This is a genomic window from Pseudomonas sp. 43(2021), assembly GCF_017490805.1.
In the GTDB taxonomy this organism is placed as follows: Bacteria; Pseudomonadota; Gammaproteobacteria; order Pseudomonadales; family Pseudomonadaceae; genus Aquipseudomonas.
In genome coordinates this window covers 205,478-228,827 of record NZ_JAFGYJ010000002.1, presented here as the reverse complement: position 1 = coordinate 228,827, position 23,350 = coordinate 205,478, and the positions used below count along the sequence as shown (strand labels likewise).

Annotated in this window: 19 protein-coding genes; 17 read left to right on the top strand and 2 right to left on the bottom strand. The window is 62.8% G+C overall.

Annotated elements, in window-relative coordinates; all coding sequences use genetic code 11:
- Positions 1–4: 4 nt before the first annotated feature.
- Both J5M71_RS02635 and map read right to left on the bottom strand, forming a co-directional pair.
- Positions 5–2,707 carry a [protein-PII] uridylyltransferase gene (locus J5M71_RS02635; protein ID WP_207829457.1) on the bottom strand — a complete coding sequence of 901 codons (2,703 nt, stop codon included), beginning with the start codon at positions 2,705–2,707 and terminating at the stop codon, positions 5–7.
- 41 nt (positions 2,708–2,748) lie between these two features.
- Positions 2,749–3,531, bottom strand: a complete 783-nt coding sequence (map, locus tag J5M71_RS02630) for a type I methionyl aminopeptidase (RefSeq protein WP_004375406.1) — start codon at positions 3,529–3,531, stop codon at positions 2,749–2,751.
- A gap of 413 nt (positions 3,532–3,944) precedes the next feature.
- On the opposite strand from map, the gene rpsB reads away from it, so the two are divergent.
- From rpsB to accA, 17 genes are all read left to right on the top strand, one after another.
- Positions 3,945–4,682, top strand: a complete 738-nt coding sequence (rpsB, locus tag J5M71_RS02625) for a 30S ribosomal protein S2 (protein ID WP_003252287.1) — start codon at positions 3,945–3,947, stop codon at positions 4,680–4,682.
- A 186-nt stretch (positions 4,683–4,868) separates the two neighbouring features.
- The gene (gene tsf, locus J5M71_RS02620) at positions 4,869–5,732 is read left to right on the top strand and encodes a translation elongation factor Ts (protein WP_207829456.1); all 864 of its coding nucleotides are present in this window, start codon (positions 4,869–4,871) and stop codon (positions 5,730–5,732) included.
- A gap of 180 nt (positions 5,733–5,912) precedes the next feature.
- Positions 5,913–6,656 carry a UMP kinase gene (gene pyrH, locus J5M71_RS02615; protein ID WP_003252294.1) on the top strand — a complete coding sequence of 248 codons (744 nt, stop codon included), beginning with the start codon at positions 5,913–5,915 and terminating at the stop codon, positions 6,654–6,656.
- Positions 6,653–7,210 carry a ribosome recycling factor gene (frr, locus tag J5M71_RS02610; protein WP_025337974.1) on the top strand — a complete coding sequence of 186 codons (558 nt, stop codon included), beginning with the start codon at positions 6,653–6,655 and terminating at the stop codon, positions 7,208–7,210. Before pyrH ends, frr begins: the two co-directional genes overlap by 4 nt.
- Positions 7,211–7,225: 15 nt before the next feature.
- Positions 7,226–7,981, top strand: a complete 756-nt coding sequence (gene uppS, locus J5M71_RS02605) for a polyprenyl diphosphate synthase (RefSeq protein WP_207829454.1) — start codon at positions 7,226–7,228, stop codon at positions 7,979–7,981.
- A complete protein-coding gene (locus tag J5M71_RS02600; protein ID WP_207829451.1) occupies positions 7,981–8,796 on the top strand; it encodes a phosphatidate cytidylyltransferase in 816 nt (271 codons plus the stop codon). Before uppS ends, J5M71_RS02600 begins: the two co-directional genes overlap by 1 nt.
- Positions 8,793–9,983 carry a 1-deoxy-D-xylulose-5-phosphate reductoisomerase gene (gene ispC / locus J5M71_RS02595; protein WP_207829450.1) on the top strand — a complete coding sequence of 397 codons (1,191 nt, stop codon included), beginning with the start codon at positions 8,793–8,795 and terminating at the stop codon, positions 9,981–9,983. Before J5M71_RS02600 ends, ispC begins: the two co-directional genes overlap by 4 nt.
- A 72-nt stretch (positions 9,984–10,055) precedes the next feature.
- Positions 10,056–11,408, top strand: coding sequence for an RIP metalloprotease RseP (rseP, locus tag J5M71_RS02590; RefSeq protein ID WP_207829449.1), 1,353 nt, complete (start codon positions 10,056–10,058; stop codon positions 11,406–11,408).
- A gap of 74 nt (positions 11,409–11,482) precedes the next feature.
- Positions 11,483–13,843 carry an outer membrane protein assembly factor BamA gene (gene bamA, locus J5M71_RS02585; RefSeq protein WP_207829444.1) on the top strand — a complete coding sequence of 787 codons (2,361 nt, stop codon included), beginning with the start codon at positions 11,483–11,485 and terminating at the stop codon, positions 13,841–13,843.
- Positions 13,844–13,887: 44 nt separating this feature from the next.
- Positions 13,888–14,391: an OmpH family outer membrane protein gene (locus J5M71_RS02580; protein ID WP_015269197.1), complete on the top strand. Its 504-nt coding sequence runs from the start codon at positions 13,888–13,890 to the stop codon at positions 14,389–14,391.
- A gap of 1 nt (position 14,392) precedes the next feature.
- Positions 14,393–15,448, top strand: a complete 1,056-nt coding sequence (gene lpxD, locus J5M71_RS02575; protein ID WP_207829443.1) for a UDP-3-O-(3-hydroxymyristoyl)glucosamine N-acyltransferase — start codon at positions 14,393–14,395, stop codon at positions 15,446–15,448.
- A gap of 114 nt (positions 15,449–15,562) precedes the next feature.
- Positions 15,563–16,003, top strand: a complete 441-nt coding sequence (gene fabZ, locus J5M71_RS02570) for a 3-hydroxyacyl-ACP dehydratase FabZ (RefSeq protein WP_028634990.1) — start codon at positions 15,563–15,565, stop codon at positions 16,001–16,003.
- Positions 16,000–16,776, top strand: coding sequence for an acyl-ACP--UDP-N-acetylglucosamine O-acyltransferase (gene lpxA / locus J5M71_RS02565; protein WP_207829441.1), 777 nt, complete (start codon positions 16,000–16,002; stop codon positions 16,774–16,776). Before fabZ ends, lpxA begins: the two co-directional genes overlap by 4 nt.
- Position 16,777: 1 nt before the next feature.
- Positions 16,778–17,905 (top strand): lipid-A-disaccharide synthase, encoded by a 1,128-nt coding sequence (gene lpxB / locus J5M71_RS02560; RefSeq protein ID WP_207829439.1) that lies wholly within the window; start codon positions 16,778–16,780, stop codon positions 17,903–17,905.
- 1 nt (position 17,906) lies between these two features.
- Positions 17,907–18,530 (top strand): ribonuclease HII, encoded by a 624-nt coding sequence (rnhB, locus tag J5M71_RS02555; RefSeq protein ID WP_207829437.1) that lies wholly within the window; start codon positions 17,907–17,909, stop codon positions 18,528–18,530.
- 186 nt (positions 18,531–18,716) lie between these two features.
- Positions 18,717–22,241, top strand: coding sequence for a DNA polymerase III subunit alpha (gene dnaE / locus J5M71_RS02550; RefSeq protein ID WP_207829435.1), 3,525 nt, complete (start codon positions 18,717–18,719; stop codon positions 22,239–22,241).
- A gap of 107 nt (positions 22,242–22,348) precedes the next feature.
- On the top strand, positions 22,349–23,296 hold the full coding sequence (gene accA, locus J5M71_RS02545) for an acetyl-CoA carboxylase carboxyl transferase subunit alpha (protein ID WP_207829433.1): 948 nt from the start codon (positions 22,349–22,351) through the stop codon (positions 23,294–23,296).
- Positions 23,297–23,350 lie beyond the last annotated feature (54 nt).

Genomic DNA, 23,350 nt, shown 5'->3' with positions numbered 1-23,350 from the left:
GTCGTTAAAAGGTCACGCGGGTAGGGCTGGCATCGCTGGCCTGGCCGGCCTGCAGCTGCTGGACGATGGCCTCCTGCAGGCGGCTGCACAGCTGTGGGTCGGACAGCGGCTGGTTGTCGGCATCGGTGATGAAGAACACGTCTTCCACCCGCTCGCCGAGGGTGGCGATCTTGGCGTTCTGCAGCGACAGGTCGAACTCCAGGAAGATCCGCCCCAGCCGGGCCAGCAGGCCTGGGCGGTCGGGTGCGGTGATTTCGAGGATGGTCACCGGTCGCTGGGCATCGTTGAGGATGGTCACCTGCGGCGGGAAGTCGAAGTGCTTGAGCTGGCGCGGCACCCGACGCTGGATGATGGTCGGGTAGTCCTCGGGGTTGCGCAGCGCTTCGGTCAGGCCGTCGCGAATCTGCTTGACCCGCTGCGGGTTGTCGCCGATCGAGCCGCCGTCGTTGTCCAGCACGATGTAGGTGTCGAGGGTGAACTGGCTGCTCGAGGTGATGATCCGCGCGTCATGAATGTTCAGGTTCAGCTGCGACATGGCCGCCACCGTCACGGCGAAGAAGTCGTGCTGGTCGGGGGCGTAGATGAAGATCTGCGTGCCGCCCTCGAACTCGCGCTGAGTGGTTTCCTTGATCAGCACCAGCGGCCCGCCATCGGCCGGCTGCTGGAGTATCGCGTCACTGTGCCAGGCCACGTCGGCAGCGGTGTGCTTGAGGAAGTAGTCATCGCCCAGCTGTGACCACAGCTGCTCGACGTCGTCCGGGTCGGTGCCTTCGCGCACCAGGATGTCCAGCGCTGCCGATTGGGTCTGGCGAATCTGTTCTTCGCGGTCCAGCGGGTTTTCCAGGCCACGGCGCAGGGCGCGCTTGGTCTCGGTGTACAGCTGGCGCAGCAGGCTGGCCCGCCACGAGTTCCACAGGCTGGGGTTGGTGGCGTTGATATCGGCCACGGTCAGCACGTACAGGTAGTCCAGGCGCGTCTCGTCACCCACGTGCAGGGCAAAGTCGTTGATCACCTGCGGGTCGGACAGGTCCTTGCGCTGGGCGGTGGTCGACATCACCAGGTGGTTCTGCACCAGCCAGACGATCAGCCGGCTGTCCCAGGCGGGCAACTGGTGGCGTTCGCAGAACTTCTTCGCATCCACCGCACCCAGCTCGGAATGGTCGCCCTGGCGGCCCTTGCCGATGTCGTGATACAGGCCGGCCAGGTAGATCAGCTCGGGCTTGGGCAGGCGGCCCATGAGCTTGCTGGCCAGTGGGAATTTCTCGGACACCGGCGTGTATTGCAGCTTGCGCAGGTGCTTGATGAGGTTGAGGGTGTGTGCATCGACCGTATAGATGTGGAACAGGTCGTGCTGCATCTGCCCGACGATCAGGCCGAACTCCGGCAGGTAGCGGCCAAGGATGCCGTAGCGGTTCATCCGCCGCAGGTTGCGGTGGATGCCGATTTCGCACTTGAACAGCTCGATGAACAGGCTGGTGTTGCGGATATCGGTGCGGAAGGTGTCGTCGATCAGGTGGCGGTGCTCGCGCAGCAGCCGCACGGTATCGGCACGTACACCCTTGATCTCGGGGTGCTGGGCCATCAGCACGAAGATTTCCAGCATGGCGAACGGCGTGCGCTTGAACACGTTCGGCCTGGTCGCTTCTATATAGCCGTCATGCAGGCGGAAGCGCGCATTCAGCGGCTGGGTGGTGCCGCTGTCGTCATCGGCGAGGATGACCTCCTCGAAGTGCTGGATGATCAGGTCGCACAGCTGACTGATGCTCATCACCACCCGGTAGTACTGCTGCATGAACTGCTCGATCGCCCGCTTGGGGTTGTCGTCGCTGTAGCCCAGCAGTGCGGCGATGCTGCGCTGGTGGTCGAACAGCAGACGGTCCTCGGCGCGCCCTGCAAGCATGTGCAAGGCGTAGCGCACCTTCCACAGGAAGTCCTGGGACGAGGCCAGCAGCTCGTTCTCGCTTTCCAGCAGGAAACCTTCGCCGGCCAGCGCATGCAGGTTGAGGGTGCCGTACTGGCGGCGGGCTACCCACAGCACTGTCTGGATGTCGCGCAGGCCACCGGGCGAACCTTTCACATTGGGTTCGAGGTTGTACTCGGTGTCGTTGTACTTGTGGTGGCGGGCCTTGAGTTCGGCTCGCTTGGCCAGGAAGAAGTCCTTGCTCGGCCACATCTGCGCAGTGCTGGTCACCTCCAGCATGTGCTGGCGCAGGGTCTCGGGGCCGGCAATGGTGCGGCTTTCCATCAGGTTGGTGATGACCGTCAGGTCAGCGCGGGCCTGTTCGGCGCACTCGTCGACGGTGCGCACGCTCTGGCCCACTTCCAGGCCGATGTCCCACAGCAGGGTGAGAAACCGCTCGATGGCGTCGCGGTACTGCTCATGCTCGGCAGCGCCCAGCAAAATCAGCAGGTCGATGTCCGAATGCGGGTGCAGTTCACCACGCCCGTAGCCACCCACCGCGACCAGGGCGATGCCGCTGTGGTCGCCCCAGTCGAACTGGTTCCAGGCCTGTTGCAGGATATTGTCGACGAGCCAGGCGCGGGCCTCGATCAGCGGGCGGATTTCGCTGCCACTACGGAAACGTTTGTCGAGCACCTCGCCGGCCTGGCGGATGGCTTTCTTGAAGGCGGCGATGGGGCTCGCCTTGAGGGCCAGTTCCGCCTGGAACTGGCCGCGGTCGAACAGCTCGGGGTCCACCTGGGGCATCGCGTCACGTTCCTGTCGTGGGTTGGCCTGTGGGAGTGCGCTCAGGCCGAGGTGCGCGGGATGGTGTCGTCCTTGCGCAGGGTGAAGATCTCATAACCTGTCGCGGTCACCACCAGGGTGTGTTCCCACTGGGCCGAGAGCTTGCGGTCCTTGGTGATGGCGGTCCAGCCGTCGCCCAGCACCTTGGTGTCGGCCTTGCCCTGGTTGATCATTGGCTCGATGGTGAAGGTCATGCCTTCCTTGAGCTCCATGCCGGTGCCGGCGCGGCCGTAGTGCAGGATCTGCGGCTCTTCGTGGAATACCTTGCCGATGCCGTGGCCGCAGAACTCGCGCACCACCGAGAAGCCGTTCTTCTCAGCGTGCTTCTGGATCACTTCGCCGATGTCGCCCAGGCGGCAGCCCGGCTTGACCAGTTCGATGGCCTTGTACATGCATTCCTGGGTGACCTTGGACAGGCGCTCGGCCCATACCGGCACGGTGCCGACGTGGAACATGCGGCTGGTGTCGCCGTGGTAGCCGTCCTTGATCACGGTGACGTCGATGTTCAGCGTGTCACCGTCCTTGAGTGGCTTGTCGTTGGGGATGCCGTGGCAGACCACATGGTTGATCGAGGTGCAGATCGACTTCGGGTAGCCCTTGTAGTTGAGCGGTGCCGGGATGGCCTGCTGGACATTGACGATGTAGTCGTGGCACAGGCGGTCCAGCTCTTCGGTGGTGACACCGGGCTTGACGTGTTCTTCGATCATTTCCAGCACTTCGGCGGCCAGGCGGCCAGCGATGCGCATCTTCTCGATGTCTTCTGCGGTCTTGATGGTGACGGTCATTACAGGCTCTCTACGGCGCCGTGAACGGCGCGAACAAACGGGAAAGGCCGGATTCTAGCAGAGCAGGGCACCGATCGGTCGGGATCCAGGTAGAGAATTGGGGCTGCTGCGCAGCCCATCGCCGGCAAACCAGCTCCCACAGGAATCGCGTTACCCTTGAGGAAGCTGTCATCCATAGGGAGCATTCTGGCCTGTTTGGCGGGGTGCTGCAAAAGCCGCTGACGGACGCAACAGTATCCGGGTTCCGTTCGGCCGCGGTCTGTGGTATAAAATGCGCCGCTTTCGGGGACGACCCCGTCAGCACTTAACCCACACACGTGTCGACACGATGACCTGGGTGCCCCGAGTTGCAGAATTCGCGGGTTGGTCATTGGGATACGTGGAGGCCCAACCCGACTTATCAAGGAACTATCATGTCCCAAGTCAACATGCGCGATATGCTGAAGGCCGGTGTGCACTTCGGCCACCAGACCCGTTACTGGAACCCGAAAATGGGCAAGTACATTTTCGGCGCGCGTAACAAGATCCACATCGTCAACCTGGAAAAAACCCTGCCGATGTTCAACGACGCTCTGTCGTTCGTAGAGCGCCTGGCCCAGGGCAAGAACAAGATCCTGTTCGTCGGCACCAAGCGTTCCGCCGGCAAGATCGTCGCCGAGCAAGCTGCTCGTTGCGGTTCGCCGTACGTTGACCACCGTTGGTTGGGCGGCATGCTGACCAACTACAAGACCATCCGCGCTTCGATCAAGCGTCTGCGCGACCTGGAAACCCAGGCCGAAGACGGCACTTTCGCCAAGCTGACCAAGAAAGAAGCCCTGATGCGCTCCCGCGATCTGGAAAAACTGGATCGCAGCCTGGGCGGTATCAAGGACATGGGCGGTCTGCCAGACGCTCTGTTCGTGATCGACGTTGATCACGAGCGCATCGCGATCACCGAAGCCAACAAGCTGGGCATCCCGGTTATCGGCGTTGTCGATACCAACAGCAGCCCGGAAGGTGTTGACTACATCATCCCAGGTAACGATGACGCCATCCGCGCTATCGAGCTGTACATGACTTCGATGGCTGACGCTGTCATCCGCGGCCGCAACAACGTTGCCGGCGGCACCGAAGTTTACGCTGAAGAAGCGGCTGCACCTGCTGCCGAGTAATTAGACGCTAGCGTCGACTTGGCACGCAAAAAGGGGGCTCTGCCCCCTTTTTGCCACCTTGAAATCCTGCTGTCAGCATCGGCCCCGCATCATGGGCTCGCTGAGACAAACACAGCGGATTTGCAGAATTGAACGCCCGTGACGAACGGGTGGAATGGTTGAAAAACTTTCCAAGAGGATTTTGAAATGGCAGCAATTACTGCAGCGCTGGTAAAAGAACTGCGCGAGCGTACCGGCGAAGGCATGATGGATTGCAAGAAGGCCCTGGAAAAGGCCGGCGGCGACATCGAAAAAGCCATTGACGACATGCGTGCCTCGGGCGCCATCAAGGCCGCCAAAAAGGCTGGCAACGTCGCTGCTGAAGGCGCTATCGCCGTCAAGACCGACGGTAAATCCGCCGTCCTGCTGGAAGTGAACTCGCAGACCGACTTCCTGGCCCTGCAAGACGACTTCAAGAACTTCGTTGCCGACAGCATCGAAGAAGCCTTCGCCCAGAAGCTGACCGATGCCGCTCCGCTGATCGCCTCGCGTGAAGCTGCTCGTGAAGCCCTGGTTGCCAAGTGCGGCGAGAACGTCAACATCCGTCGCCTGGTGCGCGTTGAAGGTGACGTTGTCGGTGCCTACCTGCACGGCAACAAGATCGGCGCTGCCGTTGTCCTGAAAGGCGGCGACGTCGATCTGGCCAAGAACATCGCCATGCACGTTGCAGCTTCGAACCCTGAGTTCCTGCTGCCGTCGGAAGTTTCGGCCGAAGCGATCGAGCGCGAGAAGGGCGTCTTCCTGCAGCTGAACGCTGACAAGATCGCCGGCAAGCCGGAAAACATCGTCGAGAACATGATCAAAGGTCGTATCTCGAAGTTCCTGGCCGAAGCCTCGCTGGTCGAGCAAGCCTTCGTCATGAACCCGGAAGTCAAGGTTGGCGAGCTGGCCAAGAAAGCCGGCGCTGAAATCGTTTCCTTCACCTACTTCAAGGTCGGCGAAGGCATCGAGAAGCCAGTCGACAACTTCGCTGAAGAAGTTGCCGCTCAGGTCGCTGCTGCCAAGCAGTAAGACAGCCCCGTCTGTCGCCCCAAAGAGGCTGCCCGCTCACGCGCGCAGCCTCTTTGTCAAAACGGCGAAGGGTTTATAAGGCCCGTCGCCGCTGGCACCGAAGCGGTGCCACGCTACAGTTAGCAGGCTGCAAACAGCCCGCACGAATTTTCTAAAAGTACGCCGCAGGAGAGACTCGCAATGGCTCAGCAGGTGAGTGGTCGCCAACCTCGCTATAAACGCATTTTGCTCAAACTTAGCGGCGAGGCCCTGATGGGCTCGGAAGACTTCGGGATCGACCCGAAAGTGCTGGATCGCATGGCCCTCGAAGTTGGCCAGCTGGTAGGGATCGGTGTCCAGGTCGGCCTGGTGATCGGTGGTGGCAACCTGTTCCGCGGCGCCGCGCTCAGTGCAGCCGGCATGGACCGCGTCACCGGTGACCACATGGGCATGCTGGCCACCGTGATGAACGGCCTGGCCATGCGCGATGCGCTGGAGCGCTCGAACATCCCGGCCCTGGTCATGTCGGCCATTTCCATGGTCGGTGTCACCGATCATTACGATCGTCGCAAAGCTATTCGCCACCTCAACTCCGGGGATGTGGTAATTTTCTCCGCCGGTACCGGCAACCCGTTCTTCACCACCGACTCCGCGGCCTGCCTGCGCGCCATCGAAATCGATGCCGACGTGGTGCTGAAGGCGACCAAGGTCGATGGTGTGTACACTGCCGATCCATTCAAGGACCCGCATGCCGAGAAGTTCGATCACCTGACCTACGACGAGGTCCTGGATCGCAAGCTGGGTGTGATGGACCTGACCGCAATCTGCCTGTGCCGTGACCACAAGATGCCATTGCGGGTATTCAACATGAACAAGCCTGGCGCCCTGCTGAACATCGTGGTGGGTGGCGCTGAAGGTACTCTGATCGAGGAAGGCCAAGCATGATCAACGACATCAAGAAAGACGCGCAGGAGCGCATGACCAAGTCCCTCGAGGCCCTGGCTCGCAACCTGGCGGCAATCCGCACCGGTCGCGCCCACCCAAGCATCCTGGACAGCGTCAAGGTCCCGGCCTGGGGTAGCGAGATGCCGCTGAACCAGGTGGCCGCGATCACCGTCGAAGATGCCCGTACCCTGAAGATCGTCGCCCACGACAAGAACCTCAGCGCCGCCATCGAGAAGGCCATCCTCACCTCCGACCTGGGCCTGAACCCGTCCAGCGCCGGTACCACCATCCGTGTGCCGATGCCGGCCCTGACCGAGGAAACCCGCAAGGGCTACACCAAGCAGGCCAGTGGCGTTGCCGAGGATGCCAAGGTGGCCGTGCGCAACGTGCGCCGTGACGCCCTGGCCGACCTGAAGAAGCTGACCAAGGACAAGGAAATCAGCGAAGACGAAGAGCGTCGTGCCGCTGACGAGATCCAGAAACTGACCGACAAGTACGTTGCCGAGGTCGATGCTGCCTTCAAAGCCAAGGAAAAGGACCTGATGGCCGTCTAAGGCCGGGGTTTTTTAATGGAAAAGACCAAGCCAGCGGTGCCGTCCTCGGTGCCGCGTCATGTCGCGATCATCATGGATGGCAACAACCGCTGGGCGAAAAAGCGCCTGCTGCCCGGCGTCGCCGGGCACAAGGCGGGTGTCGACGCCGTTCGCGCGGTCATCGAAGTCTGTGCCGAGTCCGGGGTCGAGGTGCTGACCCTGTTCGCCTTCTCCAGCGAGAACTGGCAGCGCCCCGCCGAAGAGGTGGGTGCGCTGATGGAGTTGTTCTTTTCGGCCCTGCGCCGCGAGGCCAAGCGCCTCAACGAGAACAACATCAGCCTGCGAATCATTGGTGACCGTTCGCGTTTCCATCCCGAGCTGCAGGCCGCCATGCGCGAGGCCGAGGCGCTGACCGCCGGCAACAACCGCTTCATCCTGCAGATCGCGGCCAACTACGGTGGCCAGTGGGACATCGCCCAGGCCGCCCAGCGGCTTGCGCGGGAAGTGCAAGCCGGGCACCTGCGCCCGGAAGACATCACCCCGGGCCTGCTGCAGACCTGCCTGGCAACCGGCGAACTGCCGCTGCCGGACCTGTGCATCCGTACCGGCGGCGAGCACCGCATCAGCAACTTCCTGCTGTGGCAGCTGGCCTACGCCGAGTTGTACTTCTCCGACCTGTACTGGCCGGACTTCAAACACGAGGCCATGCGCAACGCCCTGGCCGATTTCGCTTCGCGCCAGCGCCGCTTCGGTAAGACCAGCGAGCAGGTCGAGGCTGGAGCTCGTGCTTAATGCTTAAACAACGCATCATTACCGCGCTGATCCTGCTGCCGGTCGCGCTGGGTGGCTTCTTCCTGCTCAATGGTGGGGATTTCGCCCTGTTCATCGGCTTCGTGGTGACCCTCGGCGCCTGGGAGTGGGCGCGCCTGGCCGGGCTGATGGCCCAGCCGCTGCGCATCGCCTATGCCGTGGTCGTCGCCGGAGCGCTGATGCTGCTGTACATCCTTCCGGAGCTGGCACCCTGGGTGCTGGGTGCCGCAGTGATCTGGTGGGGGTTGGCCACCTGGCTGGTGCTTACCTACCCGCGCAGCAGTGAGCTGTGGGCCAGTGCTGCCTGCCGCTTGCTGATCGGCCTGCTGGTATTGCTGCCGGCCTGGCAGGGGCTGGTGCTGCTCAAGCACTGGCCGTTGGGTAACTGGCTGATCCTGTCGGTCATGGTGCTGGTGTGGGCTGCCGATATTGGCGCTTACTTCTCTGGCCGTGCCTTCGGCAAGCGCAAGCTGGCGCCACAGGTCAGCCCGGGCAAGAGCTGGGAGGGCGTGTATGGCGGCCTGGCGGTCAGCTTGGCGATTACCTTGGTGGTCGGCATCAGCCGCGACTGGGGCTTCGGCCAGATCCTGCTGGGCCTGCTGGGGGCCGCGCTGGTGGTCATGTCTTCGGTGGTCGGTGACCTGGCCGAAAGCATGTTCAAGCGCCGTTCCGGCATCAAGGACAGCAGCAACCTGTTACCCGGGCACGGTGGGGTGCTCGACCGCATCGACAGCCTGACCGCGGCGATCCCGATTTTCGCCGTGCTGCTGTGGGCTGCCGAATGGGGTGTGATGTGAGTCGTCCGCAGCGTATTACCGTGCTGGGGGCCACCGGCTCCATCGGCCTGAGCACGCTGGACGTCATCGCACGCCACCCCGACCGCTACCAGGTGTTCGCCCTGAGTGGCTATTCGCGTATCGACGAATTGCTGGCCCTGTGCGTTCGCCATCGCCCGGCGTTCGCCGTGGTGCCGAGCGCCGAGGCGGCCGCGCGACTGCGCGAAAGCCTGGCTGCGGCGGGCTGCGCCACCGAGGTACTGGAAGGCGAGGCAGGGCTGTGCCAGGTGGCTTCTGCGCCGGAAGTGGATGCGGTGATGGCGGCCATTGTCGGTGCCGCCGGCCTGCGTCCCACCCTGGCGGCGGTCGAGGCAGGCAAGAAGGTGTTGCTGGCCAACAAGGAAGCGCTGGTGATGTCCGGCGCGCTGTTCATGGAGGCGGTGCGGCGCAGTGGTGCCGTGCTGCTGCCGATCGACAGCGAGCACAACGCGATCTTCCAGTGCATGCCCGGCGACTACGCGCGCGGTCTGAGTGCCGTCGGCGTGCGCCGGATCCTGCTCACCGCCTCCGGCGGCCCGTTCCGCGAGACTCCCCTCGAGGCGCTGCTGGACGTCACCCCGGAACAAGCCTGCGCGCACCCCAACTGGTCCATGGGGCGCAAGATTTCCGTGGATTCGGCCAGCATGATGAACAAGGGCCTGGAGCTGATCGAGGCTTGCTGGCTGTTCGATGCCGCACCGGCCAGGGTCGAGGTGGTGGTGCACCCGCAAAGCGTGATCCACTCCCTGGTGGACTACGTGGACGGTTCGGTGCTGGCGCAGCTGGGTAACCCGGACATGCGCACGCCCATCGCCAACGCCCTGGCCTGGCCCGAGCGGATCGACTCCGGGGTGGCCCCGCTGGACCTGTTCGCCATCGCTCGTCTGGATTTCCAGGCGCCCGACGAACAGCGCTTCCCTTGCCTGCGCCTGGCGCGGCAGGCTGCCGAAGCCGGCAACAGCGCACCAGCCGTGCTCAATGCGGCCAACGAGGTTGCGGTCGAGGCATTTCTCCAGCGGCGTATCCGCTTCCCGGAGATCGCGGGTATGATCGAACAGGTGCTCGATCAGGAGCCCGTCGTACCGCTGCCGTCGCTGGACGCGGTGTTCGCCGCCGACCAGCGTGCCCGGGAGCTTTCCCGTGAGTGGCTGAGGCGTCACGGTCGCTGATGCAGGCCCGCCACGGTTCACGAGGGGGGCTGGGCATGATGCCAGCCCGCTGAACATCATTCGGAGATGGATATGACAGCGCTCTACATGATTATCGGCACCCTCGTAGCCCTGGGTGTGCTGGTCACTTTCCATGAGTTCGGCCACTTCTGGGTGGCGCGCCGCTGCGGTGTCAAGGTGCTGCGCTTCTCGGTGGGCTTCGGTACGCCGCTGCTGCGCTGGCATGACCGCCATGGCACCGAATTCGTGATCGCGGCGATCCCGCTGGGTGGTTACGTCAAGATGCTCGACGAGCGCGAGGGCGACGTGCCGTCGGCGCTGGTCGGCCAGTCGTTCAACCGCAAGTCCGTGCGCCAGCGTATCGCGATCGTCGCGGCGGGCCCGGTTGCCAACTTCCTGCTGGCCATCCTGTTCTTCTGGGTGCTGGCGATGCTGGGTACCCAGCAGGTCCGCCCGGTGATCGGTGCAGTCGAGGCTGGCAGCCTGGCAGCATCTGCAGGCCTGACCGCAGGTCAGGAAATCGTCTCCATCGACGGCAAGCCGACCAATGGTTGGTCCTCGGTCAATCTGCAGCTGGTCCGTCGTCTGGGCGAGAGCGGCACCTTGCAGGTTGGCGTGCGTGAAGAAGGTGCCAGTGCCGAGCGCCAACTGCAGGTGAAGCTGGACAACTGGCTCAAGGGTGCCGACGAACCGGACCCGATCCAGTCGCTTGGGCTGCAGCCTTGGCGCCCGGCGATCGTGCCGGTGTTGGCCGAGATCGATCCGAAGGGCCCGGCTGCCGCTGCAGGCCTGAAAACCGGTGACAGGCTGCTGGCCCTCGATGGCGTGGCCGTGAACGAATGGCAGCAGGTGGTCGATGCCGTGCGGGCCCGCCCGCAAGCCAAGGTGGTGGTGCGTGTCGAGCGCGATGGTGCTGCGCTGGAGGTACCGGTCACCCTGGCGCGCAAGGGCGAGGGCAAGGCTGCCGGCGGCTATCTGGGTGCCGGGGTAAAAGGTGGCGAATGGCCTGCTAACATGCTCCGCGAAGTCAGCTACGGCCCGCTGGATGCGGTGGGTGAGGGGCTGTCACGTACCTGGAACATGAGCGTCCTGACCCTTGAATCGCTGAAGAAAATGCTGTTCGGGGAGCTCTCGGTAAAAAACTTGAGTGGACCGATAACCATTGCTAAAGTGGCGGGCGCTTCAGCCCAGTCCGGCGTGGGGGATTTCCTGAATTTCCTGGCCTACCTGAGCATAAGCCTGGGGGTTCTTAACCTGCTGCCCATCCCGGTTCTGGATGGGGGGCATTTGCTGTTTTACCTGGTCGAGTGGGCGCGCGGTCGTCCGCTGTCGGATCGGGTGCAAGGTTGGGGGGTCCAGATCGGTATCAGTTTGGTCATAGGGGTGATGTTGCTCGCCCTGATCAACGATCTGGGTCGACTATAAAGCTTCGCTCAATTGCGAAACCTGCCGTCTTGTCGCGGCGGGCTGTTTATTGCCAGTTGGAATAAAAGGACTTCATGAAACGTCTGCTGCTAACTGCGGTCATGTCCGCACTGATGATCGCTGAAGTTCACGCCGAGTCCTTCACCATCTCCGATATCCGCGTCAACGGCCTGCAGCGGGTTTCCGCCGGCAGCGTCTTCGGTGCCTTGCCGCTGAACGTCGGCGACCAGGCCGATGACCGCCGCCTGGTGGAGTCGACCCGTTCCCTGTTCAAGACTGGCTTCTTCCAGGACATCCAGCTGAACCGCGATGGCAATGTGCTGATCATCAACGTGGTCGAGCGCCCGTCGGTGTCGAGCATCGAGATCGAAGGCAACAAGGCGATCAGCACCGAAGACCTGATGAAGGGCCTGAAGCAATCTGGCCTGGCCGAAGGCGAGATCTTCCAGCGTGCCACCCTCGAAGGTGTGCGTAACGAGCTGCAGCGCCAGTACGTGGCCCAGGGCCGCTACTCGGCCGAGGTCGACGCCGAAGTGGTGCCGCAGCCACGCAACCGCGTGGCGCTGAAGATCAAGATCAATGAAGGTACCGTCGCCGCCATCCAGCATATCAACATCGTTGGCAACAACGTGTTCGACGACGAGACCCTGGCGCAGCTGTTCGAGCTGAAGACCACCAACTGGCTGTCATTCTTCAAGAACGACGACAAGTACGCCCGCGAAAAGCTCTCCGGTGACCTGGAACGTCTGCGTTCCTACTACCTGGACCGTGGCTACATCAACATGGACATCGCTTCCACCCAGGTGTCCATCACGCCAGACAAGAAACACGTCTACATCACCGTCAACATCAACGAAGGCGAGAAGTACACCGTTCGCGATGTGAAGCTGTCCGGTGATTTGAAAGTGCCGGAAGACCAGGTCAAGTCGCTGCTGCTGGTGCAGCCTGGCCAGGTGTTCTCGCGCAAGGTGATGACCAGCACTTCCGAACTGATCACCCGTCGCCTGGGTAACGAAGGCTACACCTTCGCCAACGTCAACGGCGTGCCGCAGCCGAACGATGAAGACCACACCGTCGACATCATGTTCGTGGTCGATCCGGGCAAGCGTGCCTACGTCAACCGCATCAACTATCGCGGCAACACCAAGACCGAAGACGAAGTGCTGCGTCGCGAAATGCGCCAGATGGAAGGCGGCTGGGCTTCGACCTACCTGATCGACCAGTCCAAGACTCGTCTGGAGCGCCTGGGCTTCTTCAAGGAAGTCAACGTCGAGACCCCGCCGGTGCCGGGCACCGACGACCAGGTCGACGTCAACTACAGCGTCGAAGAGCAGGCCTCCGGCTCGATCACCGCCAGCGTCGGTTTCGCCCAGAGTGCCGGCCTGATCCTCGGTGGTTCGATCAGCCAGAGCAACTTCCTCGGTACCGGTAACAAGGTGTCCATCGGCCTGACCCGTTCGGAATACCAGACCCGCTACAACTTCGGCTTCGTTGACCCCTACTTCACTGCCGATGGCGTGAGCCTGGGCTACAACGCCTTCTATCGCAGCACCGACTACGACGACCTTGACGTCGACGTGGCCAGCTACGCGGTGGACAGCTACGGTGCGGGTGTCAGCCTCGGTTACCCGATCAGCGAGACCTCGCGCCTGACCTATGGCCTGAGCGTGCAGCAGGACAAGATCAAGACCGGCCGCTATACCGTTGATGAAATCTTCGACTTCCTGAAGCAGGAAGGCGATAACTTCCTGAACTTCAAGGCTTCGATCGGCTGGTCGGAATCGACCCTGAACAAAGGCGTGCTGGCCACCCGTGGCCACTCGCAAAGCCTGACCCTGGAATCGACCGTTCCGGGCAGCGACCTGTCGTTCTACAAGCTCGACTACCGTGGCCAGCTGTTCAAGCCGATCACCAATGACTACACCCTGCGCCTGCACACCGAGCTGGGCTATGGCGACGGTTATGGCAGCACCTCCGGCCTGCCGTTCTACGAGAACTACTTCGCGGGTGGCTTCAACTCGGTCCGTGGCTTCAAGGACAGCAGCCTGGGCCCGCGCAGTACGCCGAGCCGTGGTGCAGCAGTGACTGGCAACGAAGGCACCCTCGCCGACCCGGATCAGGATCCGTTGCCGTTCGGTGGCAACGTGCTGGTGCAGGGTGGTGTCGAGTTGCTGTTCCCGCTGCCATTCGTCAAGGACCAGCGTTCGTTGCGCACCTCCGTGTTCTGGGATGTGGGTAACGTGTTCGACACCAATTGCGGCAACCAGCCTGATTGCGAGAAGGTCGGTTTCTCGGGCATGGCCAGTTCGGTCGGCCTGGGCGTGACCTGGATTACTGCACTAGGCCCGCTGAGCTTCAGCCTGGCGATGCCGGTCAAGAAGCCGGACGATGCAGACACCCAGGTGTTCCAATTCTCTCTGGGCCAGACCTTCTGAGGTCGGCCCTCGCTTAATGACAACGGTTTATCCAGGAGTGCATCGTGCGTAAGTTGACTCAACTGGCCGTAGTGGCCGCGGCGCTGGTCGCCACCCCGGCTTTCGCCGAAATGAAGGTTGCCGTCCTGAACTATCAGATGGCCCTGCTGGAATCGGATGCCGCCAAGAAATACGCGGTAGATGCCGAGAAGAAGTTCGGCCCGCAACTGACCAAGCTGAAAAGCCTGGAAAGCAGCGCCAAAGGCATTCAGGACCGTCTGATCAAGGGCGGCGACAAGATGCAGCAACAGGAGCGTGAGCGCCTGGAGCTCGAGTTCAAGCAGAAGGCCCGTGACTTCCAGTTCCAGTCCAAGGAGCTGAACGAAGCCAAGGCCGTTGCCGACCGCGACATGCTCAAGCAGTTGAAGCCGAAGCTGGATGGCGCTGTCGAGGAAGTGATCAAGAAAGGCGGTTACGACCTGGTCCTCGAGCGTGGCGCGGTTATCGATGTCAAGCCTCAGTACGACATCACCCGCCAAGTCATCGAGCGCATGAACCAAGCCCGTTGATATGACCGTGACCATGACGCTAGGCCAGTTGGCCGAGGCCCTCGGCGCCACCCTCAAGGGGCCCGAGGCGCTGCAGATTACCGGGCTGGCCACCTTGCAGGAGGCTGGCCCCGGTCAGTTGAGCTTCCTCGCCAACCCGCAGTACCGCAAATTCCTGGATAACAGCCAGGCGGCCGCGGTGCTGCTGAAGGCGGCGGATGCCGAAGGCTTTGCCGGCAATGCGCTGATCGTCGCTGATCCTTATCTGGCTTACGCACGTATTTCCCACCTGTTCGACCCCAAACCCAAGGCTGTGGCGGGTATTCATCCCAGCGCCGTGGTTGCCGAGGACGCGCAGGTGGATGCCAGTGCCAGCATCGGGCCGTTCGCGGTCATCGAAAGCGGTGCGCGCATCGGGGCCAATGTCAGCGTGGGTGCGCACTGCGTGGTCGGTGCTCGTTGCGTGATAGGTGAGGGCGGCTGGCTGGCTCCGCGGGTCACCCTGTACCATGATGTGACCATCGGCAAGCGTGTGGTCATCCAGTCGGGTGCGGTGATTGGCGGTGAAGGCTTCGGCTTCGCCAACGAGAAGGGCGTATGGCGCAAGATTGCCCAGATCGGTGGCGTGACCATCGGCGATGACGTCGAAATCGGCGTCAACACCGCGGTCGATCGTGGTGCGCTGTCGGACACGCGGATCGCTGACGGGGTCAAGCTCGACAACCAGATCCAGATCGCCCACAACGTGCAGATCGGCGAGCACACGGCCATGGCTGCCTGCGTCGGGATTTCCGGCAGCACGCGCATCGGCAAGCATTGCACCATTGCCGGCGGTGTCGGCATGGTGGGTCATATCGATGTCTGTGATAACGTTTTCGTGTCCGGGATGACCATGGTGACCCGTTCGATCACCGAACCGGGTGCCTATTCTTCCGGCACTGCCATGCAGCCACTGGCTGAGTGGCGCAAGAGCGCCGCGCGTATCCGCCACCTGGACGACATGGCCAAGCGTCTCCAGCAGCTGGAAAAACGCGTCGATACCGTGACCTCAGGTGGCCAGCCGGCATCAGAAGGCTGATACCATTCCCTGAGCAAGAGTGAACAGTCGCTAGCTGGCTCCTCTTTGGACTGCAAAAGGAGCGTGTGGTCAGCACCTGCGCTCCCTATTCTTATTACAGGCTTCCCCCCCGAAATGATGGACATCAACGAGATTCGCGAATACCTGCCTCACCGTTACCCGTTCCTGCTGGTGGACCGCGTGACGGATCTGGACTACGAGGCCCAGAGCATTCGTGCCTACAAGAATGTCAGCATCAACGAGCCGTTCTTCAACGGCCATTTCCCGGCGCACCCGATCATGCCGGGCGTTCTGATCATCGAAGCCATGGCCCAGGCCGCCGGTATCCTCGGTTTCAAGATGCTTGACGCCAAGCCGGCCGATGGCACCCTGTACTACTTCGTCGGCTCCGACAAGCTGCGTTTCCGTCAGCCGGTACTGCCGGGTGACCAGTTGGTGCTGGAAGCCAAGTTCCTCAGCCGCAAGAGCATGATCTGGAAATTCGAGTGCCGCGCCCTGGTCGACGGCAAGCCGGTTTGCTCGGCGGAAATCACCTGTGCGGAACGCTCCCTATGAATTCGATTGATCCTCGGGCCATTATCGACCCCTCGGCCAAGCTGGCCGACGGTGTCGAGGTCGGCCCCTGGTCGATCGTTGGCCCCGATGTGGAAATCGGGGAGGGCACCGTTATCGGCCCGCATGTTGTGCTCAAAGGGCCGACCCGCATCGGCAGGCACAACCGTATCTTTCAGTTTTCCTCGATCGGCGAAGACACCCCGGACCTCAAGTACAAGGGTGAGCCGACGCGCCTGGTGATCGGTGACCACAATGTGATCCGCGAAGGGGTGACCATTCACCGTGGCACCGTCCAGGACCGCTCGGAAACCACCGTGGGCGACCACAACCTGATCATGGCCTATGCCCACATTGGCCACGACAGCGTCATCGGCAACCACTGCATCCTGGTCAATAACACGGCCCTGGCCGGCCATGTGCATGTGGGCGACTGGGCGATCCTGTCCGGCTACACCCTGGTGCACCAGTACTGCCATATCGGTGCCCACGCGTTTTCGGGCATGGGCACGGCGATCGGCAAGGATGTCCCGGCCTTCGTCACCGTGTTCGGCAGCCCGGCCGAAGCCCGCAGCATGAACTTCGAAGGCATGCGTCGCCGGGGGTTCAGCGACGAGGTGATCCACGTACTGCGCCGTTGCTACAAGATCGTCTATCGCCAGGGCCTGACCGTCGAGGACGCGCTCAAGGAGCTGGAGGAACTGGCTGCGAAGCACCCAGAGGTCGAGCTGTTCCGTCAGTCGATCGTGAACTCCGCCCGCGGTATCACCCGCTGACATGGCGCAGCTTTGCGTAGCCTTGGTCGCAGGTGAGGCCAGCGGCGACATTCTCGGTTCAGGTTTGATGCGTGCCCTCAAGGCACGCCACCCCGACGTACGGTTTATCGGCGTTGGCGGTCCCTTGATGGAAGCCGAGGGCATGCAATCCTACTTCCCCATGGAACGCCTGGCCGTCATGGGCCTGGTCGAAGTGCTGGGGCGTCTGCGTGAGTTGCTCAAGCGCCGCAAGCTGCTGATCGAGACCCTGATCGGCGAAAAGCCCGATGTGTTCATCGGCATCGATGCCCCCGACTTCACCCTCAACATCGAACTGAAACTGCGCCAGGCCGGGATCAAGACCGTGCACTACGTCAGCCCGTCGGTCTGGGCCTGGCGGCAGAAGCGTGTGCTGAAGATCCGCGAAGGCTGCGACCTGATGCTGACGTTGTTGCCATTCGAGGCGCGGTTCTATGAAGAGCAGGGCGTGCCGGTGCGCTTCGTCGGCCACCCATTGGCCGATACCATTCCGCTCGAAGCCGACCGCCCGGCGGCGCGTGCCGCACTGGGCCTGGGCGAAGGGCCGGTAGTCGCGTTGATGCCGGGTAGCCGGGGCGGCGAAGTTGGGCGCCTGGGGGCGCTGTTCCTGGATGCCGCCGAACGGTTGCGCCAGCAGGTGCCGGGCGTGCGTTTCGTGCTGCCCTGCGCCAATGCCGCGCGGCGTGCCCAGGTCGAGCAGATGCTCGCAGGGCGCGAGCTGCCGCTGACCCTGCTCGATGGCCAGTCGCACCAGGCCCTCGCGGCCTGTGACGCGGTGCTGATCGCCTCGGGTACCGCCACCCTCGAAGCGCTGCTGTACAAGCGGCCGATGGTGGTGGCCTATCGCCTGGCACCGCTGACGTACTGGATCCTCAAACGCCTGGTAAAGAGCCCCTACGTGTCGTTGCCGAACCTGCTGGCCCAGCGCGTGCTGGTACCCGAGCTGCTGCAGGACGACGCCACCAGTGAAGCCCTGGCCAACACCCTGGCGCCGCTGGTCGCCGATGGCAGCCAGCAGACCGAACGCTTCGACGAAATTCACCGCACCCTGCGCCGTGACGCCTCCAACCAGGCGGCCGAGGCGGTACTGGCCTTGCTCAAGGACCGCTGACATGCAAATTGGACTGGACTTCAACCTGGTCGAAGACCTGGTCGCCGGCGTCGACGAAGTGGGCCGTGGCCCGCTGTGCGGCGCGGTGGTGACCGCGGCGGTGATCCTCGACCCGGCACGGCCGATCCTTGGCCTGAACGATTCGAAGAAACTCACCGAAGCCAAGCGCGAGGCGCTGTTCGACGAGATCTGCGAAAAGGCCCTGAGTTTCTGCATCGCCCGCGCCGAGGTCGAGGAAATAGACCGCCTGAACATCCTGCAAGCCACCATGCTGGCCATGCAGCGCGCCGTGGAAGGCCTGCACATTACACCGAAGCTGGCCCTGATCGACGGTAACCGCTGCCCGAAGCTGGCCGTACCGGCGTCGCCGGTGGTCAAGGGCGATAGCCAGGTGCCGGCCATTGCGGCGGCGTCGATCCTGGCCAAGGTGACCCGTGACCGGGAGATGAGCGCATTCGAGCTGATCTACCCGGGGTATGGCATTGGTGGGCACAAGGGCTACCCGACCCCGGTGCACCTTGAGGCGCTGGCGCGATTGGGGCCAACGCCCATTCATCGGCGTTCCTTTGCCCCGGTGCGGGCAGCGTGGGATGCGCGTGAAGGTGTCACCGACTCCCTGATCTGACCTATGGGGCCGCCTTGCGGCCCTTCGCGGGCACGCCCGCTCCCACAGGTATAGCGCCGTTCCTGAGGGCGATGATATCCCTGTGGGAGCGGGCGTGCCCGCGAAGGGCTGCGAAGCAGCCCAAAAAACATCCCCATTTAAGCTACAATCCCGCCCTTGTCGTTCAGCACTGCTACAGGATCTTCCATGTCGGTTCCCTTCGTTCACCTGCGCGTCCACTCCGAATTCTCGCTGGTCGACGGCCTGGTGCGGATCAAGCCGCTGGCCAAGGCGCTGGCCGGGATGAACATGCCGGCGGTGGCGATCACCGACCAGAGCAACATGTGCTCGCTGGTAAAGTTCTACAAGACCGCCATGGGCGCGGGCATCAAGCCGATCTGCGGCGCCGACCTGTGGCTGGCTGGTGCCGATCCGGAAGCACCGCTGTCGCGTATCTGCTTCCTGGCCATGAACCCCAAGGGCTACCGCAACCTCACCGAGCTGATCTCGCGCGGTTGGACCGACGGCCAGCGCAACGGCCTGGTCATCCTCCAGCGTGAATGGATTGCCCCTGCCAGCGAGGGCCTGATCGCCCTGTCCGCAGGCAAGGAAGGTGACATCGGCATGGCCCTGCTGGCCGGCAAGGACGATGAAGCCGAGGCCCTGCTGCAGGACTGGATGGCAATGTTCCCCGAGCGCTTCTATGTCGAAGTGCAGCGCACCAACCGCGCCCGCGACGAGGAATATGTGCACGCTGCCGTGGCCCTGGCGGACAAGCTCGGCGCCCCGCTGGTTGCGACCAACGACGTGCGTTTCATCAAGCAGTCGGACTTCGACGCCCACGAAACCCGCGTGTGCATCGGCGAGGGCTGGACCCTCGACGACCCGCGTCGGCCAAGGATGTATAGTGACCAGCAGTACCTGAAGTCAGCCGAGGAAATGACCGAGCTGTTCAGTGACCTGCCCGACGCCATCGCCAACACCGTCGAGATCGCCAAGCGCTGCAACATCCAGGTGCAGCTGGGCAAGTACTTTCTGCCCGACTTCCCCACGCCCAACGGCATGGGCATCGATGACTACCTGCGGCATGTGTCCCACGAAGGCCTGGAAGAGCGCCTGGCGGTGCTGTGGCCGAAAGAGACCACGCCCAATTACGAAGAGAAGCGCCAGGTCTACCTGGACCGCCTGAAGTTCGAGCTGGACATCATCATCCAGATGGGCTTCCCCGGTTACTTCCTGATCGTTATGGACTTCATCAAGTGGGCCAAGAATAACGGCGTGCCAGTCGGCCCGGGCCGGGGGTCGGGTGCCGGCTCGCTGGTGGCCTACGTGCTGAAGATCACCGACCTCGACCCGCTGGCCTACGACCTGCTGTTCGAGCGCTTCCTCAACCCTGAACGTATTTCCATGCCCGACTTCGACGTCGACTTCTGCATGGATGGCCGTGACCGGGTGATCGATTACGTGGCCGAAGCCTATGGCCGTAACGCGGTCAGCCAGATCATCACCTTCGGTACCATGGCGGCGAAGGCGGTGGTGCGTGACGTGGCGCGGGTACAGGGCAAGTCCTACGGCCTGGCCGACCGCCTGTCGAAGATGATCCCGTTCGAAGTGGGCATGACCCTGGAGAAGGCCTACGAGCAGGAAGAAATCCTGCGTGACTTCCTCAAGGGCGACGAAGACGCCCGCGAAATCTGGGACATGGCCCTGAAGCTAGAGGGCGTGACGCGCGGTACCGGCAAGCACGCCGGTGGTGTGGTGATCGCCCCGACCAAGCTCACCGACTTCTCGCCGATCGCCTGTGACGAAGAGGGCGGCGGCCTGGTAACCCAGTTCGACAAGGATGACGTCGAGGCCGCCGGCCTGGTGAAGTTCGACTTCCTCGGCCTGCGGACCCTGACCATCATCAAGTGGGCGATGGAGATCATCAACCGCGAGCAGGCCAAGAAGAACCTGCCCGACGTCAACATCGACTTCATCCCGCTGGACGATCGCAAGACCTACGAGTTGCTGCAGAAGGCTGAAACCACGGCGGTGTTCCAGCTTGAATCGCGCGGCATGAAGGAGCTGATCAAGAAGCTCAAGCCCGACTGCCTGGAAGACCTGATCGCACTGGTGGCTCTGTTCCGCCCGGGCCCGCTGCAGTCGGGCATGGTGGACGACTTCATCAACCGCAAGCACGGCCGCGCCGAGCTGGCGTACCCGCACCCGGACTACCAGTACGAAGGCCTGAAGCCGGTACTGGCGCCCACCTACGGCATCATCCTGTACCAGGAACAGGTGATGCAGATTGCCCAGGTGATGGCTGGTTACACCCTCGGCGGCGCCGACATGCTGCGCCGTGCGATGGGTAAGAAAAAGCCCGAGGAGATGGCCAAGCAACGTGGTGGTTTCATCGAAGGTTGTGCCAACAACAATATCGATGCGGACCTGGCCGGTAACATCTTCGACCTGGTGGAAAAGTTCGCCGGCTACGGCTTCAACAAATCCCACTCCGCCGCCTATGGCCTGGTGTCTTACCAGACGGCCTGGCTGAAGACCCACCACCCGGCGGCGTTCATGGCCGCCGTACTCTCGGCGGACATGCACAACACCGACAAGGTGGTGGTGCTGGTCGAGGAAGTGCGCAGCATGAAGCTGCGCCTCGATGCGCCGGACGTGAACTTCTCCGACTTCAAGTTCACCGTCAACAACGACGGCCGCATCGTCTATGGCCTGGGGGCGATCAAGGGTGTCGGTGAGGGCCCGGTGGAAGCGATCGTCGAGGCTCGCGCCCAGGGCGGCCCGTTCAAGGACCTGTTCGATTTCTGCGAACGCATCGACCTGAAACGGGTCAACAAGCGTACCCTCGACGCGCTGATCCGCAGTGGTGCGCTTGACCGCCTGGGCCCGCACTTCCATGACGAGATCAAGGCCTACCATGCCAACATCGACCTCAACCGTGCCACCTTGCTGTCGGCGCTGGGCGAGGCCATCAAGGCCGCCGAGCAGGCGGCGCATACCGCTGACAGTGGCCACGTCGACCTGTTCGGCGGCATGTTCGACGAGGTGGATGCCGACGTTTACGCCAACCACCGCAAGGTGCGCGAGCTGACCCTCAAGGAACGCCTGAAGGGTGAGAAGGACACCCTTGGCCTGTACCTCACCGGCCACCCGATCGACGAGTACGAGACCGAGATCCGCCGCTTCGCCCGCCAGCGCATTATCGACCTCAAGCCGTCACGCGATACCCAGACCATCGCCGGCATGATCATTGCCCTGCGGGTGATGAAGAACAAGAAGGGCGACAAGATGGGCTTCGTCACCCTCGATGACCGCTCCGGGCGCATTGAGGCGTCGCTGTTTGCCGATGCCTTCATGGCGGCACAGTCCTTGCTGCAGACCGATGCCATGGTGGTGGTAGAAGGCGAGGTCAGCAACGACGACTTCTCCGGTGGCCTGCGCCTGCGGGTGAAGCAGGTGATGACCATGGAAGATGCGCGCACCAAGCTGGCCGAGAGCCTGCGCCTGAAGGTGGCGCACGAAGCGCTCAAGGGCGACCGGCTGAAGTGGCTGGGCGAGCTGATTACCCGCCATCGCGGCGCTTGCCCGATCACCCTCGAGTACACCGGCAGCGACGCCAAGGCCATGCTGCAGTTCGGTGAGCAGTGGGCCATCGACCCGGCCGATGGGCTGATTCAGGCGCTGCGTGACCAGTTCGGGCGTGAGAACGTCTTCCTGCAATATCGTTGAACCGACAAAAAATTTAATCTCGACCTGAATGCGCCTGATCCCTTAAGGTATGGCGCCAAACGGATCAACCGGCCGGCCGCCTGGCCGTAGACCCAAGACGGATGACTATGAACCCGAATTTTCTCGATTTCGAACAGCCGATTGCCGACCTGCAAGCCAAGATCGAAGGCCTGCGCCTGGTAGGCAACGACAACTCGCTGAACATCAGCGATGAAATTGCCCGTCTGCAAGACAAGAGCAACACCCTGACCGAAAGCATCTTCGGCAACCTGACCAGCTGGCAGATCGCCCGCCTGGCCCGTCATCCGCGTCGTCCTTACACCCTGGACTACCTGGAGCACATCTTCACCGAGTTCGAAGAACTGCATGGTGACCGCCACTTCGCCGACGATGCCGCCATCGTTGGTGGTACCGCGCGCCTGGATGGCAAGCCGGTCATGGTCATCGGCCACCAGAAGGGCCGCGAAGTGCGCGAGAAGGTACGCCGCAACTTCGGCATGCCGCGCCCTGAAGGCTACCGCAAGGCCTGCCGCCTGATGGAAATGGCCGAGCGCTTCAAGATGCCGATCCTGACCTTCATCGACACCCCGGGCGCCTACCCGGGCATCGACGCCGAAGAGCGCAACCAGAGCGAGGCCATCGCCTGGAACCTGCGCGTGATGGCACGTCTGAAGACCCCGATCATCGCCACCGTGATCGGTGAGGGTGGTTCCGGCGGTGCGCTGGCCATCGGTGTGTGCGACCAGTTGAACATGCTGCAGTACTCCACCTACTCGGTGATCTCGCCGGAAGGCTGCGCCTCGATCCTGTGGAAGACCGCCGACAAGGCCGCTGACGCGGCCGAGGCCATGGGCATCACTGCCGAGCGCCTGAAGAGCCTGAACATCGTCGACAAGGTCATCCAGGAGCCGCTGGGCGGCGCCCACCGTGACCCGGCGAAGATGTCGGAAAGCATTCGTGCCGACCTGGTACAGCAGCTGGACATGCTCGGCAAGCTCGACCACGACGCGCTGCTGGCCCGTCGTTACGATCGCCTGATGAGCTACGGCGTTTGATAATGCGGTGAATGGCACCGGCTTTGCCGGTGTTCGCGGGCACGCCCGCTCCCA